The 16549-nt window shown below is 62.5% G+C and carries 13 protein-coding genes; 6 read left to right on the forward strand and 7 right to left on the reverse strand.

Annotation, left to right across the window (positions count from 1 at the left end; all coding sequences use genetic code 11):
* Positions 1–13: 13 nt before the first annotated feature.
* A complete protein-coding gene (locus BM403_RS11395) occupies positions 14–1453 on the forward strand; it encodes a TolC family outer membrane protein (protein ID WP_012721888.1) in 1440 nt (479 codons plus the stop codon).
* A gap of 122 nt (positions 1454–1575) precedes the next feature.
* Here BM403_RS11395 and waaA read toward each other — a convergent pair whose 3' ends face one another.
* Both waaA and BM403_RS11405 read right to left on the reverse strand, forming a co-directional pair.
* Complete coding sequence (gene waaA, locus BM403_RS11400; protein WP_012721887.1) at positions 1576–2853, reverse strand: lipid IV(A) 3-deoxy-D-manno-octulosonic acid transferase; 1278 nt, start codon at positions 2851–2853, stop codon at positions 1576–1578.
* A gap of 23 nt (positions 2854–2876) precedes the next feature.
* Positions 2877–3767 (reverse strand): LysR family transcriptional regulator, encoded by an 891-nt coding sequence (locus BM403_RS11405; protein WP_012721886.1) that lies wholly within the window; start codon positions 3765–3767, stop codon positions 2877–2879.
* A 102-nt stretch (positions 3768–3869) separates the two neighbouring features.
* On the opposite strand from BM403_RS11405, the gene BM403_RS11410 reads away from it, so the two are divergent.
* Genes BM403_RS11410 through BM403_RS11425 form a run of 4 tightly spaced genes read left to right on the forward strand, consistent with a single transcriptional unit; the run spans position 3870 to position 7246 of the window.
* On the forward strand, positions 3870–4205 hold the full coding sequence (locus BM403_RS11410; protein WP_012721885.1) for a DMT family transporter: 336 nt from the start codon (positions 3870–3872) through the stop codon (positions 4203–4205).
* A gap of 55 nt (positions 4206–4260) precedes the next feature.
* Complete coding sequence (locus BM403_RS11415; RefSeq protein WP_093542837.1) at positions 4261–5436, forward strand: NAD(P)/FAD-dependent oxidoreductase; 1176 nt, start codon at positions 4261–4263, stop codon at positions 5434–5436.
* The gene (locus tag BM403_RS11420; protein WP_012721883.1) at positions 5433–6245 is read left to right on the forward strand and encodes an aldo/keto reductase; all 813 of its coding nucleotides are present in this window, start codon (positions 5433–5435) and stop codon (positions 6243–6245) included. Before BM403_RS11415 ends, BM403_RS11420 begins: the two co-directional genes overlap by 4 nt.
* A 41-nt stretch (positions 6246–6286) precedes the next feature.
* The gene (locus BM403_RS11425) at positions 6287–7246 is read left to right on the forward strand and encodes a hypothetical protein (RefSeq protein WP_012721882.1); all 960 of its coding nucleotides are present in this window, start codon (positions 6287–6289) and stop codon (positions 7244–7246) included.
* A gap of 777 nt (positions 7247–8023) precedes the next feature.
* Here the strand turns inward: BM403_RS11425 and BM403_RS11430 are convergent.
* From BM403_RS11430 to msbA, 3 genes are all read right to left on the reverse strand, one after another.
* Positions 8024–8950 carry an NAD-dependent epimerase/dehydratase family protein gene (locus BM403_RS11430; protein WP_012721881.1) on the reverse strand — a complete coding sequence of 309 codons (927 nt, stop codon included), beginning with the start codon at positions 8948–8950 and terminating at the stop codon, positions 8024–8026.
* On the reverse strand, positions 8943–10367 hold the full coding sequence (gene hldE / locus BM403_RS11435) for a bifunctional D-glycero-beta-D-manno-heptose-7-phosphate kinase/D-glycero-beta-D-manno-heptose 1-phosphate adenylyltransferase HldE (protein WP_012721880.1): 1425 nt from the start codon (positions 10365–10367) through the stop codon (positions 8943–8945). The genes BM403_RS11430 and hldE overlap by 8 nt, the downstream gene beginning before the upstream one ends.
* A 250-nt stretch (positions 10368–10617) precedes the next feature.
* Complete coding sequence (gene msbA / locus BM403_RS11440; protein ID WP_012721879.1) at positions 10618–12423, reverse strand: lipid A export permease/ATP-binding protein MsbA; 1806 nt, start codon at positions 12421–12423, stop codon at positions 10618–10620.
* Positions 12424–12582: 159 nt separating this feature from the next.
* Between msbA and BM403_RS11445 the strand changes: the two genes are divergently transcribed.
* Complete coding sequence (locus tag BM403_RS11445) at positions 12583–14445, forward strand: bifunctional O-antigen ligase/aminoglycoside phosphotransferase family protein (RefSeq protein WP_093542839.1); 1863 nt, start codon at positions 12583–12585, stop codon at positions 14443–14445.
* 54 nt (positions 14446–14499) lie between these two features.
* Here BM403_RS11445 and BM403_RS11450 read toward each other — a convergent pair whose 3' ends face one another.
* Both BM403_RS11450 and BM403_RS11455 read right to left on the reverse strand, forming a co-directional pair.
* Positions 14500–15381, reverse strand: a complete 882-nt coding sequence (locus tag BM403_RS11450) for a glycosyltransferase (RefSeq protein ID WP_093542841.1) — start codon at positions 15379–15381, stop codon at positions 14500–14502.
* A complete protein-coding gene (locus BM403_RS11455; RefSeq protein ID WP_093542843.1) occupies positions 15378–16526 on the reverse strand; it encodes a glycosyltransferase in 1149 nt (382 codons plus the stop codon). The genes BM403_RS11450 and BM403_RS11455 overlap by 4 nt, the downstream gene beginning before the upstream one ends.
* Between the last annotated feature and the right edge of the window lie 23 nt (positions 16527–16549).

Here is a 16549-nt window from a genome sequence, read left to right on the forward strand (position 1 = left end):
TAGGGATCGCCTCATGCTGCGCAAACTTTCACTGGCTCTCGCCGTGTCTTGTGCGACCAACGGAATGGTCTGGGCAGCTGAAGCGCCCTTGTCCGCCAAAACTGACTTGGTCAGCGTCTACCAGGAAGCGGTGGACAACAACGCCGACCTGGCCGCTGCCCGCGCCCAGTACGGCGCGCAAAAAGAAGTGGTGCCCCAGGCCCGTGCCGGGCTGCTGCCCAACCTGTCGGGCGGTGCCGATATAAACAACGTGCGCACCCAGATCGACACCCCGGCCGCCACCGCCAACCGCGATGCGCATTCCTGGCGCGCGACCTTGAGCCAGCCGCTGTTCCGCGCCGACCGCTGGTTCCAGTTGCAGGCTGCCGAGGCCACCAACGAACAGGCCGCGCTGCAATTGTCGGCCACGGAACAAAACCTGATCCTGCAAAGCGCCGAAAGCTACTTTGCCGTGCTGCGCGCCCAAGACAACCTGGCCTCGACCAAGGCCGAAGAAAACGCCTTCAAGCGCCAGCTGGACCAGTCCAACGAGCGCTTTGACGTGGGCCTGTCGGACAAGACCGACGTGCTGCAATCCCAAGCCAGCTACGACACTGCCCGTGCCAATCGGATCCTGGCCCAGCGCCAAGTGGAAGACGCCTTTGAAGCACTGATCACCCTGACCAACCGCCAGTACAACTCGATCCAGGGCATCGTCCACACGCTGCCGGTGCTACCGCCGCTGCCAAACGACGCCAAGGCCTGGGTTGAAACCGCCGGCCGCCAGAACCTTAACCTGCTCGCCAGCAACTACGCCGTTACCGCCGCCGAAGAAACCCTCAAGCAGCGCAAGGCCGGGCATGCCCCGACGCTCGACGCAGTGGCGCAATATGAAAAAGGCGATAACGACGCCCTTGGTTTCAGCAACCCGAATGCCTTCGGCACCCCCTATCGCGGCGATGTGGAACAACGCACCATCGGCCTGCGCCTGAACATCCCGCTCTACAGCGGTGGGCTGACCAGTTCACAAGTGCGTGAATCCTACTCGCGCCTGGGCCAGACCGAGCAACAGCGCGAAGGCCTGCGCCGCCAGGTGGTGGAAAACACCCGCAACCTGCACCGTGCGGTGAACACCGATGTGGAACAGGTACAGGCACGCCGCCAGTCGATCATCTCCAACCAGAGCGCGGTGGAAGCCACGGAAATCGGTTACCAGGTGGGGACGCGCAACATCGTCGACGTCTTGGATTCCCAACGCCAGCTCTACGCATCGGTGCGCAACTACAACAACAGCCGCTATGACTACATCCTCGACAACCTGCGCTTGAAGCAGGCGGCGGGCACCTTGAACCCAGGTGACCTGCAGGACTTGGCGCGCTACCTCAAGGCTGACTACAACCCCGACCGCGACTTCCTGCCGCCGGACCTGGCCAAGGCGGCGGCCGAACAGCTCAAGGCCCGCCCCGCCAACTGAATCCACTGCAAACCCATGTGGGAGGGGGCTTGCCCCCGATAGCAGAGTGTCAGGCACTGTATAGGTGACTGATCTACCGCCATCGGGGGCAAGCCCCCTCCCACATTTGGTTAGGTGGTGATTCAGTTAGCTAGCAGTCGACCTAAACCATCCAGTAAACGCCTCAACGCGCCCTGGTTGGCCTGCATCACGTTGAGCCCCGCCTGCGCCATCTTGCGGGCATCCTGCGGCAGTTCGAACAACTGCCGTACGGCCTCAGCCAATCCTTCAGCGTCCTCCACTTCTCGCAACGCACCCGCTTCACGCATCATTGCGGTGATTTCGAGGAAGTTGAACACGTGGGGGCCCATCATCACAGGCTTGGCCAGCGCGGCCGGCTCCAGCGGGTTATGCCCACCGGTCGCCACCAGGCTGCCGCCGACAAAGGCGCTGTCGGCCAGGGCATAGAGAAACAGCAGCTCGCCCATGGTGTCGCCGAGCAACACCGAAGTGCCCGCCGTGACCGGCTCGCCGCTGGAACGACGCACCGTGGTAAAACCTTGCTGCTCACACAGTTCGAACATCGGGCCGAAGCGTTCCTGGTGACGCGGCACCAGGATCAGCAGCGCGTTAGGATAGCTTTCGAGCAGTTGACGATGGGCGGCCAGCACCACTTCATCTTCACCTTCATGGGTGCTGGCGGCGATCCACACCGGACGCTCGCTGGCGCCCCATTGCTCGCGCAACGCCGCCGCACGCACCGGTAACTGGAGGTCGATGGTCAGGTCGAACTTGATCGAGCCTGTGACTTCAACGGTTTCCGGTCGGGCGCCGAGGCTCAGGAAGCGCTGGGCTTCGGTCTGCGTCTGCACGGCGAACAAGCTCATCTCAGACAGCATCGGCGCCGTCAGCTTGGCAAAGCGCGCGTAGCCCTTGGCCGAGCGCGCCGACAACCGCGCATTCGCCAATGCCACCGGAATGCCGCGCTGGGCGCAGGCGTGGATATGGTTGGGCCACAGCTCGGTTTCCATGATCACCGCCAGTTTCGGCTGCACACGATCAAGGAAACGCTTGGCGGCGCACGGCAAGTCATAGGGCAAGTAGCAGTGCTGAATTCGAGGTTCATTGGCAAACAGTGCCTGGATGCGCTCGGAACCGGTCGGCGTCATGCAGGTAACGGTGATCGGCAACGTCGGATAGCGTTCCAGCAACCCGCGCACCATCGGCGCGGCAGCGATGCTTTCGCCCACCGATACCGCATGCACCCAGATCCCGCCCGGCTGCATCACCGGCAAGCCATAGGAGAAGCGCTCGCCAACGCGCTTGGCGTAGGCCGGCGCCTTGCGCGCGCGCAGCCACAGACGTAAAGCCACCAAGGGCAGCGCCAGGTAAAACAGACAGCTGTAGAGAGTTCTATTCATGGCGGCGGAGTTTATCGGCTTTTTCAGTCGATCGCCTGCAAGCACTCGGCAAATCGTTTGGCCAGGAAGCGCGCGGCGGGCCCCAGATGCTCGTCGCGCCGCCACACCAGCTCCACCACCAGGGCCGGCGGCGTCCATTCGCTGTCCAGTTCCACCATCTGTTGCTGATAGGTCGGGTACTGCACGATATGCCGGGGCAGCCAGGCCCAGCCCAGGCCACTCATCAGCCATTCGGCCAGCACGTAGAAACTGTCGGCACGCCACACCAGCGGACTGGCCGCTTCGCTGCCGGGGTAGACACTGGTCTGGGTCGACATCAGCAACTGCCGGAACTGCGCCAGGCGCTGGCAGGTCACGTACGTTTCCTTGGCCAGCGGGTGATTCACGCCACACACCGTGACCATCTCCACGCTGCCGACCACCCGCCGCTCGAGGGCTTCGGGGATCTGGTCGTGATAGAACAGCAAGCCTAAATCAGCCTGGCGCTCCACCAGTTTGCGCGCCACATCGCCCTGGGCCGCGCTGGACAGTTGCACCTCCAGCAACGGGTATTGCACGGCCAGTGCCTCCAGGCTATCGAGCACCGGCTGGAACAACATCGCTTCATCCTGGGCCAGGCGCAGGCAAGCCTCCTCACCGCGTGTCAATGACAGCGCCCGGCCATTGAGCCGCTCGCACTGGCGCAGCACTTCGCGCGCCTCCTCCAGCAACACGCTGCCGGCTTCGGTCAGCCGCGGCTGGCGGCCGCTGCTACGCTCGAACAGGCTCACGCCCAGGTCCGTCTCCAGCATCGCAATCGCGTTACTGACCGCCGATTGTGCCTTGCGCTGCTGGCGCGCTACCGCCGAAAACGAACGCTGCTCGGCGACGCTGACAAACAGGCGCATCTGCTCCAGATCCCATTGCACGCTCATGGCTCAACCCATCTCTAATTCGGATAGGTAATGACTTTACCCCATCTGATTGAAGGCTAGAATGCCAGCCTTATCTGATTGCATTACCCCGAGGATTGACCCATGAACGCCGCTTACTGCTACCTGGCCATTGCCATCTGCTCGGAAGTGATCGCCACCGTTTCCATGAAAGCCATCAAGGGCTGGAGCACGCCGATCCCACTGCTGCTGGTGATCGTCGGCTACGGCGTGGCGTTCTGGATGCTGACGCTGGTCGTGCGCACGGTGCCGGTGGGCGTGGCCTACGCGGTGTGGGCCGGGATGGGCATTGTGATGGTGAGCATCGCGGCGCTGTTTATCTACGGGCAGAAGCTGGATATTCCGGCGATGCTGGGGATGGGCCTGATTGTGCTGGGCGTGGTAGTGATTCAGTTGTTCTCGAAAACCGCCGGGCACTGACCACCTCTCAACAGCCTGTATACTGCGCCTCTTGTCTTGAACACTGAGGTCGCCCATGCCATCCGTTATTTCCACCGACGTTCTGATTGTCGGCGCCGGGGTTGCCGGCCTCTGGCTGAATGCGCGCCTGCGCCGCCAGGGGTTTTCCACGGTGGTGGTGGAAAGCGCCACCTTGGGGGGTGGGCAAAGCGTGAAGTCCCAGGGGATTATTCACGGCGGTGCGAAATACGCCCTGCACGGCGCGCTCACCGGCGCTTCCGAAGCCATTGCCGATATGCCGCGCCGCTGGCGTGAAGCGTTGGCGGGCAGTGGCGAGCTGGACCTGTCCGGCGTGCGCTTGCTGTCCGAAGCGCATTACCTGTGGTCCCCCGGCACCCTCGCCGGCAACCTCACCAGTTTTTTCGCCAGCAAGGCCGTGCGCGGCCGTGTCGACCAGGTCAAGGGCGACGACCTGCCCCCGGCCCTGCAAGACCGCCGCTTCAAGGGCAAGGTCTATCGCCTGGCGGAGCTGGTCATCGATGTGCCGAGCCTGATTGATCGCCTGGCGCAACTGGCCGGCGATGGTTTACTTGCCGGGCAACACATCGAACCGTTGCGCGAAGGCGACGCACTGGTGGGCCTGAAGGTCGACGGTCGCGAGATCCGCGCCCAGCGCATCGTGCTGAGTGCCGGCGCCGGCACGGCTGATTTGCTGTCCGCGCTGGGCCTGAGCCAGCCGGCCATGCAGACGCGCCCCTTGCACATGATCATCGCCAAAGGCCCCGGCCTGAAACCGCTGTACGCGCACTGCCTGGGCGGCGGCACCAAGCCGCGCATCACCGTCACCACGCACCCGGCGGCGGATGGCAACTGGGTCTGGTACATGGGCGGCGACATCGCCGAAGCCGATGGCGTGGCCCGCACACCGCAGGAACAGATCGCCACGGCCCAGAAAGAGCTGGCGCAATTGCTGCCGTGGATCGACATGAGCCAGACCCAATGGGCCACGCTGCGCGTCGACCGTGCCGAGCCGCTGCAATCGGGCCTGAGCCGCCCCGACAACGCCTTCCTCGCCGAGCAAGACCGCCTGCTCGTGGGCTGGCCGACCAAACTGGCGTTGGCACCGGACTTCGCTGATCGCGTCATCGGCAGCCTTGAACGTGACGGCATCCGCCCAAGCGCCAGCGAGCCGTTGCCCGACCTGCCAAAACCCGCCATGGGCGTACCTGCCTGGGAGCAACTGTTGCCATGAGCCTACCCACCCTGCACGACCTGCATCGCCCCCTGGGCAGCACAGGCCTGTTGGTCTCGCCGCTGGGCCTGGGCACCGTGAAGCTGGGGCGCGACCAAGGGGTCAAATACCCCAGTGGCTTCCAGATTCCCGGTGACGACGAAGCCCGCATGCTGTTGCGCCAGGCTCGCGAACTGGGGATCAACCTGATCGATACCGCGCCGGCCTATGGCATGAGCGAGGAACGCCTGGGACCGCTGCTGCGTGACCAGCGCAAGGACTGGGTGATTGTCAGCAAGGTCGGTGAAGAGTTCGAGAATGGCGCGTCCAGCCACGACTTCAGCGCCGCTCACACGCGGATGTCCATCGAGCGCAGCTTGAAACGACTTGAAACTGATTTTATCGACCTGGTGCTGGTGCACTCCGACGGCAACGACCTGCACATCCTCAACGACTGCGAGGTGTACGACACGCTGGCGGCGCTGAAGCAGGAAGGTAAGATCCGTGGTTTCGGCTTCTCCGGGAAAACCGTCGAGGGCGGCGTGAAGGCTCTGGAACAGGGCGATTGCGCCATGGTCACCTACAATCTGAACGAACAGGCCGAGAAAGCCGTCATTGAGTATGCAGCGGCACACGGCAAGGGCATCCTGGTGAAAAAAGCCCTGGCCAGCGGCCACGTGTGCCTGGAGCCGGGAATGGATCCAATTCGTGCCAGTTTCATGTTGTTGTTTGCGCAAACGGGCGTCGCCAGTGCTATTGTCGGGACCATTAATCCGCTGCACCTGGCCCATAACGTGGCGACCGCTGCCCAAGTCATTCGTCAACTCTGATGCCGCCGACGCGGCCGACCCCGTCGCAAGAAGGAGCCGACATGCCGCGAACGCTCATAAGAAAAAACCCCAGCAACTTTAAAACACTGCCGCTGCACGTCGAAGCCACCCCCGAAGGCCTGAGCTACCAGAGCGTCGGCATGCCGCTCAACTTTGCCCAGACCCTGCAACGGCGCAAGCCGGTGGAGGTGGCCGACCCCGAGCGTTTCGCCCTGGAACTAGCCAACCTCGGCGTGTCGGTGCGCCTCACCCTGCACTGGCAAAACAAGGACTACTGGGTGCTGGTGCGCCAGCGCCGCCAGGACCGTGGCGACGTGGTGCTCAAGCTGATCTCCGGCTACGTGCCCGCCCATGAACTGAACCTGCCACTGCACACCGCCATCCAGGAAATCGCCGAAGAATGCCTGCTGGAGACCCCGGAAGGCTGGCTCAGCGGGCGCTTCAACGACACGTGGCTGCCGGCGCCCTACTCGGCCGCGCTGCATTACCGCGAAGCCCTGCCCTTTCGCCTCAGCCCGCTGTCCGGTGCAGCCCGCCCGGTTCGATGCGCCACCACGCAGTTGATCGAACGCCCGCGCGCCTATGTGCACCTGCCCACCGCATCGCTGCAATTGATTTACGACCTGCGTCTTGAAGTCCCCAAGGAAGCCAAATCCCTGAGTTTGTTCCATGTGGACGAGCGCCTGGAAGGCGACCAACTGGTTGCCCGCCTCGACCGTCAGCGCCCCGACCTCTACCTGATGCCGCTGAAAGACGGCCAACCCCAGGCTGAGCTCTACACGGTCAAGAAAGACCAGCTGTACCCAGCAAGCACGCGGGGTTTGTACCTGGCGGAAAGCTTCGCCCAGCAGGAAGGCTGGCTGGTGCGTGAGGAGCGGATTCGCTGGAAGGATTGGCTGCGCCAGCAAGGCCTGGCAGCGCCTGAGAAAGAATCGAAACTAAAGCGCCTGGCCCAGCGGGTACTGCGCAAGATCGTGCCGAAGAAAAAAGCCAAGGGCTGAATCAGACTGTAGTGAGCGGGCTCGCCCCGCGCCGGGTGGCGAAGCCGCCCCAAACAGGGCCGCCTCATTGTGTCAGGCACACCGCGTTGTCGGGTTTGGGGTGGCTGCGCCACCCAGCGCGAGGCAAGCTCGCTCACTACACATCGTCTCAGCCGTTGAGCAAGCGATGGTTATTCGCCCGTGAGGGGATTGGCTACGCAAACCAAGGGCTAAGGACTGTAGTGAGCGGGCTTGCCCCGCGCTGGGTGGCGAAGCCGCCCCAAACAGGGCCGCCTCATTGTGTCAGGCACACCGCGTTGTGAGGTTTGGGGTGGCTGCGCCACCCAGCGCAAGGCAAGCTCGCTCACTACACATCGTGTCAGCCGTTGAGCAAGCGATGGTTATTCGCCCGTGAGGGGATTGGCTACGCAAACCAAGGGCTAAGGACTGTAGTGAGCGGGCTTGCCCCGCGCTGGGTGGCGAAGCCGCCCCAAACAGGGCCGCCTCATTGTGTCAGGTACACCGCGTTGCCGGGTTTGGGGTGGCTTCGCCACCCAGCGCGAGGCAAGCTCGCTCACTACACATCGTCTCAGCCGTTGAGCAAGCGCTGGTTATTCGCCCGCGAGGGGATTGGCTACGCAAACTAAGGGCTAAGGACTGTAGTGAGCGGGCTTGCCCCGCGCCGGGTGGCGAAGCCGCCCCAACAGGGCCGCCTCATTGTGTCAGGCACACTGCGTTGTCGGGCTTGGGGTGGCTTCGCCACCCAGCGCGGGGCAAGCCCGCTCACTACACATCGCGTCAGCCGTTGAGCAAGCGTTCCAGTCCGACCTTCAACGGGGTGGGCTCGGGCAGCGTGAAGCTCGCCAGCAAGCGCTGGTTATTCGCCCGCGAGTGGCGGATATCACCAGAGCGCGCCGGCCCGTAAGTGATAGTCGGCAATGTGCCCACCACTTCCTCCAAAGCCTGCAACACTTGCTTGAGCGTAGTGGTGCGGTTCCAACCCACATTGATTGCGCCCAGCGGCGCGGCTGGCGCTTCGATGGCCTGCACCAGCACATCCACCAGGTCTTCCACGTACATGAAGTCACGGGTTTGCTCGCCATCGCCAAACACGGCAATCGGCACGCCCTGCTGCACGCGCTCGCTGAAGATACTGATCACGCCGGAGTACGGCGATGAAGGATCCTGGCGTGGCCCGAAGATGTTAAAGAAGCGGAAGATCACCGGCTCCAGACCGTGCTGGCGGCGGTAGAAGTCGAAGTAGTGCTCGCTGGCCAACTTATCGGACGCATAGGGCGTCAACGGCGCCTTGGTGGTCTCTTCGTCAATCGAAGCACCCTCGCCGTTGTTGCCATACACCGCAGCGCTGGAGGCATACACCACGCGTTTGACGCCTGCTTTGCGCATGGCTTCGCAGACATTCAAGGTGCCGACGAAATTGCTCTGGTGCGTGCTGACCGGGTCATCCACCGACGCCTGCACCGAGGCCACGGCCGCCAGGTGCACCACCGCCGTTGCGCCGACGGCAGCACGGGCTACCAAATCGGCATCGGCCACATCACCTTCCAGCAGTTCGACGCGCGGATCGTGCAACGGCAAGTTACTGCGCTTGCCGGTGGACAAGTTGTCCAGCACCCGCACGCCGTAGCCCTTGGCAAGCAGCGCATCGACCAGGTGCGAGCCGATAAAACCGGCGCCGCCGGTGATAAGAACCTGCTTACTCATTGTTGCGGATCTTCTCGACAATGGCGGTGGTCGAGCTGTTCTCGACCAAGCCCAGTACTTTGACCTTGCCGCCGTAGGCACTGACGATATCTGCCCCCACGACCTGGTCGACGGAATAATCGCCGCCTTTGACCAGCACATCCGGCTTGACCTGGGCCAGCAGGTTTTCCGGGGTCGCTTCCGGGAAGCTGATCACCCAGTCCACCGCGCCCAGGCCAGCCAGCACGGCCATGCGCCGGTCGACACTGTTGATCGGGCGGCCAGGGCCTTTCAGGCGGCTCACCGAAGCGTCGTCGTTGACCGCAACGATCAGGCGATCGCCTTGGGCACGTGCTTGTTCAAGGTAAGTCACGTGACCGGCGTGCAGGATGTCGAAGCAGCCGTTGGTGAACACAATGCTTTCGTTGTGGGCACGCGCATCGTCAATCGCCAGCAGCAGTTGCTCGATGGTCAGCACACCACGTTCCGAACCTTCGGAACGCTGGATCGCACGGCGCAATTCAGGCGCGCTGATCGCGGCGGTACCCAACTTGCCCACCACGATACCCGCCGCCAGGTTGGCCAGGGCCACGGCGTGGGGCAGTTCTTCACCCGCCGCAATCGAGGCGGCCAGGGTGGAAATCACGGTGTCGCCAGCGCCGGTGACGTCGAACACTTCACGGGCCCGTGCTGGCAAGTGCATGGCCGGGTGGCCGGGGCGCAGCAAAGTCATGCCGTGCTCGCCACGGGTCACCAGCAAGGCGCCCAGGTCGAGGTCGGCCATCAGCGCCGCGCCCTTGGTCACCAGGTCGTGCTCATCGGCGCAACCGCCGACGATGGCTTCGAACTCGCTGAGATTAGGCGTGATCAGGCTGGCTCCACGATAAATCGAGAAGTCCTTGCCCTTGGGATCGGCCAATACCGGGATGCCCTTGGCCTTGGCGGCCTGGATCAGTTCCTGGTGGTTCTTCAAGGCGCCTTTGCCGTAGTCCGACAACACCAGCACCTTGACGCCTTCGAGCAACTCGTCGACCTGACCGTTCAGGGCCAGGGCGTCGGTGGCGAAAGGTTCTTCAAAATCGATACGCAGCAATTGCTGGTGACGGCTCATGACCCGCAGCTTGACGATGGTCGGCTGGTGGGCAATGCGCTGGAACAGTGCGCGCACGCCAGCACCGCGCAAGCTGTTGGCCAGGCTTTCGGCGGCTTCGTCGTCGCCGGTCACACCGACCAGGGAGGCCGGGGCGCCGAGGGCGGCAATATTAAGAGCAACGTTGGCAGCGCCACCTGGACGGTCTTCGATTTGCTCGACCTTGACTACCGGTACCGGCGCCTCAGGGGAAATCCGTGAGGTACCGCCATGCCAGTAACGGTCGAGCATGACATCGCCGACCACCAAGACAGGGGCTTGATCGAATCGCGGCATGGACAACTTCATGGAGCAACCCACATACAAAATGAACAGGGGCGCGATATTAGCACAGGGTTACAGGAGGCTTGTGGAGCAGTGAATCCGCTGAGGGTCAAATGGGGGAGCGGGCTTGCTGTGGTGAGGGGCGGGGCAAGGATTCGACGGGCCCCTCCCGGCGGGTACATTGAAGATCCAATGGGGCTGCTTCGCAGCCCAGCGCGGGGCAAGCCCGCTCACTACAGGAAGCCCGCACACATGAGGCTTGGCAGCCATTGGATCAGGTGATGTCAGCTGACACCGGCGCATCCAGGCCCATGGCGTGCAGGCGGGCGTAGTAGCCGTTCTGCGCCAGCAGCTCGCTGTGGGTGCCACGCTCGACGATCCGGCCGTCGTCCATCACCAGGATCAGGTCGGCCTTCTCGATGGTGGACAAACGGTGCGCGATCACCAGGGTGGTGCGGCCTTGCATGACCTTGTCCAGCGCCGCCTGAATGTGCCGCTCGGACTCGGTGTCGAGGGCCGAGGTGGCCTCGTCGAGAATCAGCAACGGCGCGTTCTTCAGCAAGGCACGGGCAATCGCCAGGCGCTGGCGTTGGCCACCGGACAGCAATACGCCGTTTTCGCCAACCTGGGTGTCGAAGCCCTTGGGCAGTTGGTCGATGAAGTCCTTGGCATTGGCATCCGCCGCTGCCGCTTCAACGTCCGCCCGTGGCGCGCCGGCCAGGTCGCCGTAGGCGATGTTGTTGGTCACCGTGTCGCTGAACAGCGTCACGTGCTGGGTCACCTGGGCGATGTGTTTGCGCAGGTTGAGCAGCTTGTAGTCCTCGATCTCGACGCCGTCCAGCAGGATTTCACCGCTGGCATGGTGGTAGAAACGCGGGATCAGGCTGGCCAGGGTCGATTTACCGCTGCCCGAGCGCCCGACCAGCGCGATCATCTGCCCAGGCTCGGCGGTAAAGCTGATGTCCTTGAGCACATGGCGTTCGGTGCCGGGGTAGGTGAAGTTCAGGTTGCGCACATCAAGACGACCGCTGACCTTGTCACGCTCGACGGTGCCGTTGTCGATTTCAACGTCTTCGTCCAGCTGTTCGAAGATGCTTTCAGCACCCGCCACACCCTTTTGGATGGTCGAGCTGACTTCCGAGAGCTGGCGAATCGGCTTGGGCAGCAGGCCGGCCAGGGTGATGTAGGCCACCATGTCACCGGCCGAAGCATCGCCACGCAGATAAAGGACCAGGAACATCAGCACCGCCATGGCGGTGTAGATCACCAGTTGCAGCGCTGGCGTGTAGATCGCCCCGGTGCGGGTCATGCGCAGTTGCTTGTCGGTGTTGCTCTGGCTGGCCTTGAGGAAGCGTTTTTCCTCGTAGACCTCACCCCCGAAGCTGCGCACCACGCGGTAGCCCTGGATGGTTTCCGAGGCGACGTGCGTGACGTCGCCCATGGCCACCTGGATCTTCTTGCTCTGCTTGCGGAATTTTTTGCTGGCCGTGCTCACCATCACCGCGATCAACGGCAGGATGGCGATCATCACCAGCGTCAGGCGCCAGTTCATGTACAGCAGCGAGGCGAACAGGAAGATCACCGTCATGCCTTCACGGATCACCACCTTGATCGCATCGGTCGCCGCCCCCGTGACCATGGTCACGTTGAAGGTGATGCGTGAAATCAGGTGCCCGGAGTTGTGATTGTCAAAGTAGCGGTTGGGCAGCGTCAGCAAGTTGTTGAACAACTGCACGCGCAGGTCATGGACCAGGCCCAGGGAAACCTTGGCCAGCAGGTAGTTGCCCAGGAACGAACCGAGGCCTTGCCAGGCGGCAATCAGGATGATCAGCAGCGGCACGGCTTGCAGCAATTGCAGGTCGCGCAGGAATGGCACGCTGGGGAACAGCACGGCTTCAGGGTTGGAAAGGCCGTCGACGAAGTACTTGAGGATGTACCCCAGCATTGGCTGGGTCGACGCGAAAATCAGAAATCCGACGATACTCAATGCGAACAAGCCGGCATAAGGCTTAACGTAACTGAGCAGGCGGAAGTATATTTTCAAGCTCGAAGGGCTTGCGCTCGGACTGGAGTCGGTCATATCACGCGGCGTTTTGAAAAAGGAGGCTGACTTTAGCACAGCTTCTCTGTTGTACTTGCACCCTGCATGACCCGTAGCCCGGTTGGATCCAACCGGCGACATTATATAGCCACTACTTTAAGATGGTCGGCTTTCTCAATCTGGAATGGCTTTTACTGTATGCACTCCAAGCGCCTGATCTATGGCTCAAATCGCGTTTTCGACTTCCTGGTCCTGTGGATTTTGCCCATTGGCTTGTTGTTGCTGCTGAGCTCGCTGTTCTTCGTCACCAATCGCAATGTGCTGCACAAGTTCTACTACGGCCTGTTCAGTGCTCCCACCCTGTTGCTGCTGTGCCTGCGCCCCAGGGAAATCAAGGAGCTGCTGCGCGAGCCTCTGGCGATCGCGTTCCTGGTGTTTTCCGCCTGGGCGCTGACCAGCCTGCTGTGGAGCCCGGAGCATCACGCCGACACCGACCTGTTCAAGCGCCCACTGCACACCTTCATGCTGTTTGCCGGCTGCGGGCTATTACTGCATTACCGCAATGAGCTGTTCAAGCCGGTCTTCTTCAGCGCCGCCGTGATTGCGCTGGTGGTGTGCGTGTGCAACCTCGTGGCGTTCTCCAAGGGTTTTGAACCCGGCACGGGCATGCGCATGATCGGTGGCCGTGGCGCCCTCGACAACCCGCTGCTGAGCTCCCACGTTTTCGGCTTTTTCTGCGTCTACTGGCTGTACATCTGCATGACCACCCAGCGCCTGCAGGTGCTGTGGTTCAGCATTCCAGCCCTGGCAATCATGACCTTGACGGTGCTGGCCACCGGTTCTCGCACGCCACTGGTCGCGCTGACCCTGACCATTCTCTGGATGACCTTCGTCAGCCGCAACCGCCGCTCGGCCCTGCTGATCGCCGGCATGGTCCTGGGCGCCGCGGGGCTCCTGCTGTTCTACCCGGAGCTGATCACCAACCGCGGCAGCTCGTTCCGCTTCGAGCTCTGGGGCATGTCACTGCAACGCATCGCCGAACACCCATGGATCGGCCACAGCTACGATTCCGAGCTGTACCTGACCCTGGCCGACGGCTACGAACTGCGCGAACCGCACAGCTTTGCCCTGGGCGTGCTGTATTACGTCGGCATCATCGGCTTTATCCCATGGATCTTCATGATCGGCTGGGGACTCTACAAAGGCCTGAAAGAACGCGCCCAGCCACTGTTCATCCTGGCGTCCTCCCTGCTCACCTACGGTATCGGCGCCGGGCTGACCGAGGGCGGTGGCATCCTGTCGCGGCCCAAGGAGCATTGGTTCCTGCTGTGGATCCCGCTGGCCATCATCGCCGGCCTGAGCATCGCCCAGCGCCGCCGCAGCGTGCTGCGTATGCCGGTGCAAACGCTCAAGCCCGAGGCTTTCGACCAACTGTGCAGCGATGCCCAGGTGATTGAGGCCGACGGCCTGGGACCCAAGGTGCTGCGTCTGGCCGACGGCCGCTTCCTGAAGATCTTCCGTCCGCGCCGCTGGTACACCTCGGGCAGTTTCAACCCCTACTCCGAACGGTTTGCCAGCAACGCCGAGCAATTGCGCACCCTGGGCATCCCCACACCGCAGATCCTGGGCCTCTATGGTCTGCGCGACGCCAGCAGCGCCGTCAGCTACACGCCACTGCCCGGACTTACCCTGCGCCAGGCCCTGCAAAGCCTGGACAGCAGCCTGCGCGAGTCGCTGATCGAACGCTTCGGCCAGTTCATGGCCCAACTGCATGAGCGCGGCGTGTACTTCCGCTCACTGCACTTGGGTAATGTGCTGCTGATGGATGACGGGGAGTTCGGCCTGATCGATATCGCCGACCTGCGCATCTTCCCGTCGCCGCTGCGCAATGCTTTGCGCCAGCGCAACCTGCGCCATATGCAACGCTACCCGCAGGACCGCGCCTGGTTGTTCGAGACACACTTCGAACAGCTCGCCAAAGGTTATGCGTCCGTTGCCAGCCAAGGCGCCACAGCCAAGATCCGTGAGCAAGTGCTGGCATTGGCCAGTCCCGCCGCCTGATAAAAAAGGCGACTATCACTGCTGATAGTCGCCTTTTTCATTCCCCTCGCTACCTCACTTCTTGACGGGCGCCAGATATAACCGCACCAACCCGCGCAAGGTCTTGCGCCCCCAGAACTTCAGCGGGATCTGCTTGAGGATCTCCCGCGCCAGTGGCCGATCACGATCGGCCGTCTTGAGGAACATCGAGTTCAGGAAGTTGTAGCGCACCGCGTCATAGGCCGGGTGATCGCTGAACTTGGCGTAGGTCTTGAGAATGTTCTGGATCATGTAGCGGTGGTTCTTGTAGGTGTTGGCCGCATGCTGCCGATAGCGCGCCATCACCACGCCGAGGGCGTCGATGGTGTAGCCCGCGGCGGTGATTTTCAATTGGATCAGCAGGTCTTCAAGGGGAATCTGCGGATCGAACCCACCGACTTCCTCCAGCACTTCCCGGCGAATCAGCATGGTCGGCGCCGGCGGAAAAGGCTTGCGGTCCATGAACATGTCGTCGAAATCCAGGCTGCGGAACGGCACGTCGCGGCGCTGTTTTTTCTCCGGGTGCAGGTTGCCGTCGCCATCGATCAGCTCGATGTTGCCCGCACACATCCCCACCGTTGGCTTGCCTTCCATGTAGGCCACCTGGGTGGCGATGCGGTCCGGCAACATGATGTCATCCGACCCGAACGGGGCGATCAGGCTGCCCTTGGCGCGGGCGATGGCACCATTGAGCGTGGCGGTGAGGCCCTGGTTCTGCTGCACCTGGAAATCAAAACCGTGCTCGGCCTGCAGCCGCTGGATGCGCTCGACACTGTCATCCTTGGAGCCGTCGTCCACCACCAGCAGCTCGATATTCGGGTACGTCTGGCCAAGCACACTGAGGATGCTCTCTTCGATATACCGGCCGTGGTTGTAGGACGCGATAATCACCGAGACCAGGGGTTGCTGCGCTGTCATGCTCTACCTACTTCTTTCAAACCGGTTTCAATGAGGTTCAGGTACTTCTGCTGGAATTCGGCCAGGGCGTGGTTTTCTTCCAGGTAACGGAACACCTGTTCACCCTTGGCACGCAATTGTTCGTCACTCATGGCCAGGTAAGTGTCCAGGGCCACTGTCAGTTGCTCGACATTGCCGGGCTCGTGGGACAACCCGCCCGCCCCTTCCACCAGCGGCAGCATGGCCGGCCCGTTGGAAGCAATCACCGGCAAGCGCCCGCTCATGCCTTCCAGCAGCGCCAGGCCCAGGCCTTCAAGCAAGGAAGGCATGGTCCAGATATCGAAGGCGCGCACATACTTGAGACCGTCTTCGCGAAAGCCCAGCAGGTGCGCGCGGCCGGTCAGGCCCAGGCGCTCGATGTCCGCACGCAAGTCTGCTTCGGCACGGCCGGAACCGATGATGCCGACCTGGGCATTGGGGTATTTGTCCTTGAGACGGGCAAACGCCTGCAGCAGGTGCGTATGGCCCTTGATCGGCACCAGGCGCCCCAGCGCACCGATGATCCGTGCGTCGAGCGGCAGCCCGAGTGCCTGGCGCGCTTGCTCACGCGGCAGCTGCAAGGCTTCGGCCTGGGGAATATCGATGGCGTTGGTGACGAAGGTGGTGTTCTCGCGGGTGAAGCCGCAGTTGAGGCCGACCAGGTAATCCCTGACCGCCGCCGACACCCCGACAAACCGCCAGGCCGGGCTGACCAACCGGCGGGTCTGACGCCGGCGATAGGCGCGCTCGTACTCGCCAAAACCATGAGAGATCCCGATGCACAATGGGATCTTCAACCAGCGGTTGAGGGACAGCATCATGTTCACCGATTTGAAGCGGTTACAGATGACCACGTCAAACTTCTGCTCGCGGCAATACTTGTAGATCTCCCACATGGCGCCCAGGCGAATGCCCTTGAGCGCCTTCTCGGGAAACTCGAAATACTTGGAGTGGTCCGCCACGCTCAACGGTTGGCCCGGCTGCGGTCGCCCGCTGAGAAAGGCCGACGTCACCTCAAAGCGCTCCGTCGGCAGCGCCTTGACGATCTGCTCGCCGAGGTCGGCGAAATCATTGAGCTTGACGTTGTAGTCCGGCTGCAACTGCAAAACCTTGAAACGAGGCTTCATATCACTCCATGAGGCAATCGGGC

Source organism: Pseudomonas sp. OV546, from assembly GCF_900116845.1.
Classification (GTDB): domain Bacteria; phylum Pseudomonadota; class Gammaproteobacteria; order Pseudomonadales; family Pseudomonadaceae; genus Aquipseudomonas; species Aquipseudomonas petroselini.

Excerpts from the sequence above, each read along its gene's own strand:
- BM403_RS11430 (WP_012721881.1), bottom strand. The coding sequence starts at position 8,950 with ATGAGTAAGCAGGTTCTTATCACCGGCGGCGCCGGTTTTATCGGCTCG.
- hldE (WP_012721880.1), bottom strand. The coding sequence starts at position 10,367 with ATGAAGTTGTCCATGCCGCGATTCGATCAAGCCCCTGTCTTGGTGGTC.
- waaA (WP_012721887.1), bottom strand. The coding sequence starts at position 2,853 with ATGAATAGAACTCTCTACAGCTGTCTGTTTTACCTGGCGCTGCCCTTG.
- BM403_RS11420 (WP_012721883.1), top strand. The coding sequence starts at position 5,433 with ATGAGCCTACCCACCCTGCACGACCTGCATCGCCCCCTGGGCAGCACA.
- BM403_RS11410 (WP_012721885.1), top strand. The coding sequence starts at position 3,870 with ATGAACGCCGCTTACTGCTACCTGGCCATTGCCATCTGCTCGGAAGTG.
- BM403_RS11425 (WP_012721882.1), top strand. The coding sequence starts at position 6,287 with ATGCCGCGAACGCTCATAAGAAAAAACCCCAGCAACTTTAAAACACTG.
- BM403_RS11450 (WP_093542841.1), bottom strand. The coding sequence starts at position 15,381 with ATGACAGCGCAGCAACCCCTGGTCTCGGTGATTATCGCGTCCTACAAC.
- BM403_RS11395 (WP_012721888.1), top strand. The coding sequence starts at position 14 with ATGCTGCGCAAACTTTCACTGGCTCTCGCCGTGTCTTGTGCGACCAAC.
- BM403_RS11445 (WP_093542839.1), top strand. The coding sequence starts at position 12,583 with ATGCACTCCAAGCGCCTGATCTATGGCTCAAATCGCGTTTTCGACTTC.
- msbA (WP_012721879.1), bottom strand. The coding sequence starts at position 12,423 with ATGACCGACTCCAGTCCGAGCGCAAGCCCTTCGAGCTTGAAAATATAC.
- BM403_RS11405 (WP_012721886.1), bottom strand. The coding sequence starts at position 3,767 with ATGAGCGTGCAATGGGATCTGGAGCAGATGCGCCTGTTTGTCAGCGTC.
- BM403_RS11415 (WP_093542837.1), top strand. The coding sequence starts at position 4,261 with ATGCCATCCGTTATTTCCACCGACGTTCTGATTGTCGGCGCCGGGGTT.
- BM403_RS11455 (WP_093542843.1), bottom strand. The coding sequence starts at position 16,526 with ATGAAGCCTCGTTTCAAGGTTTTGCAGTTGCAGCCGGACTACAACGTC.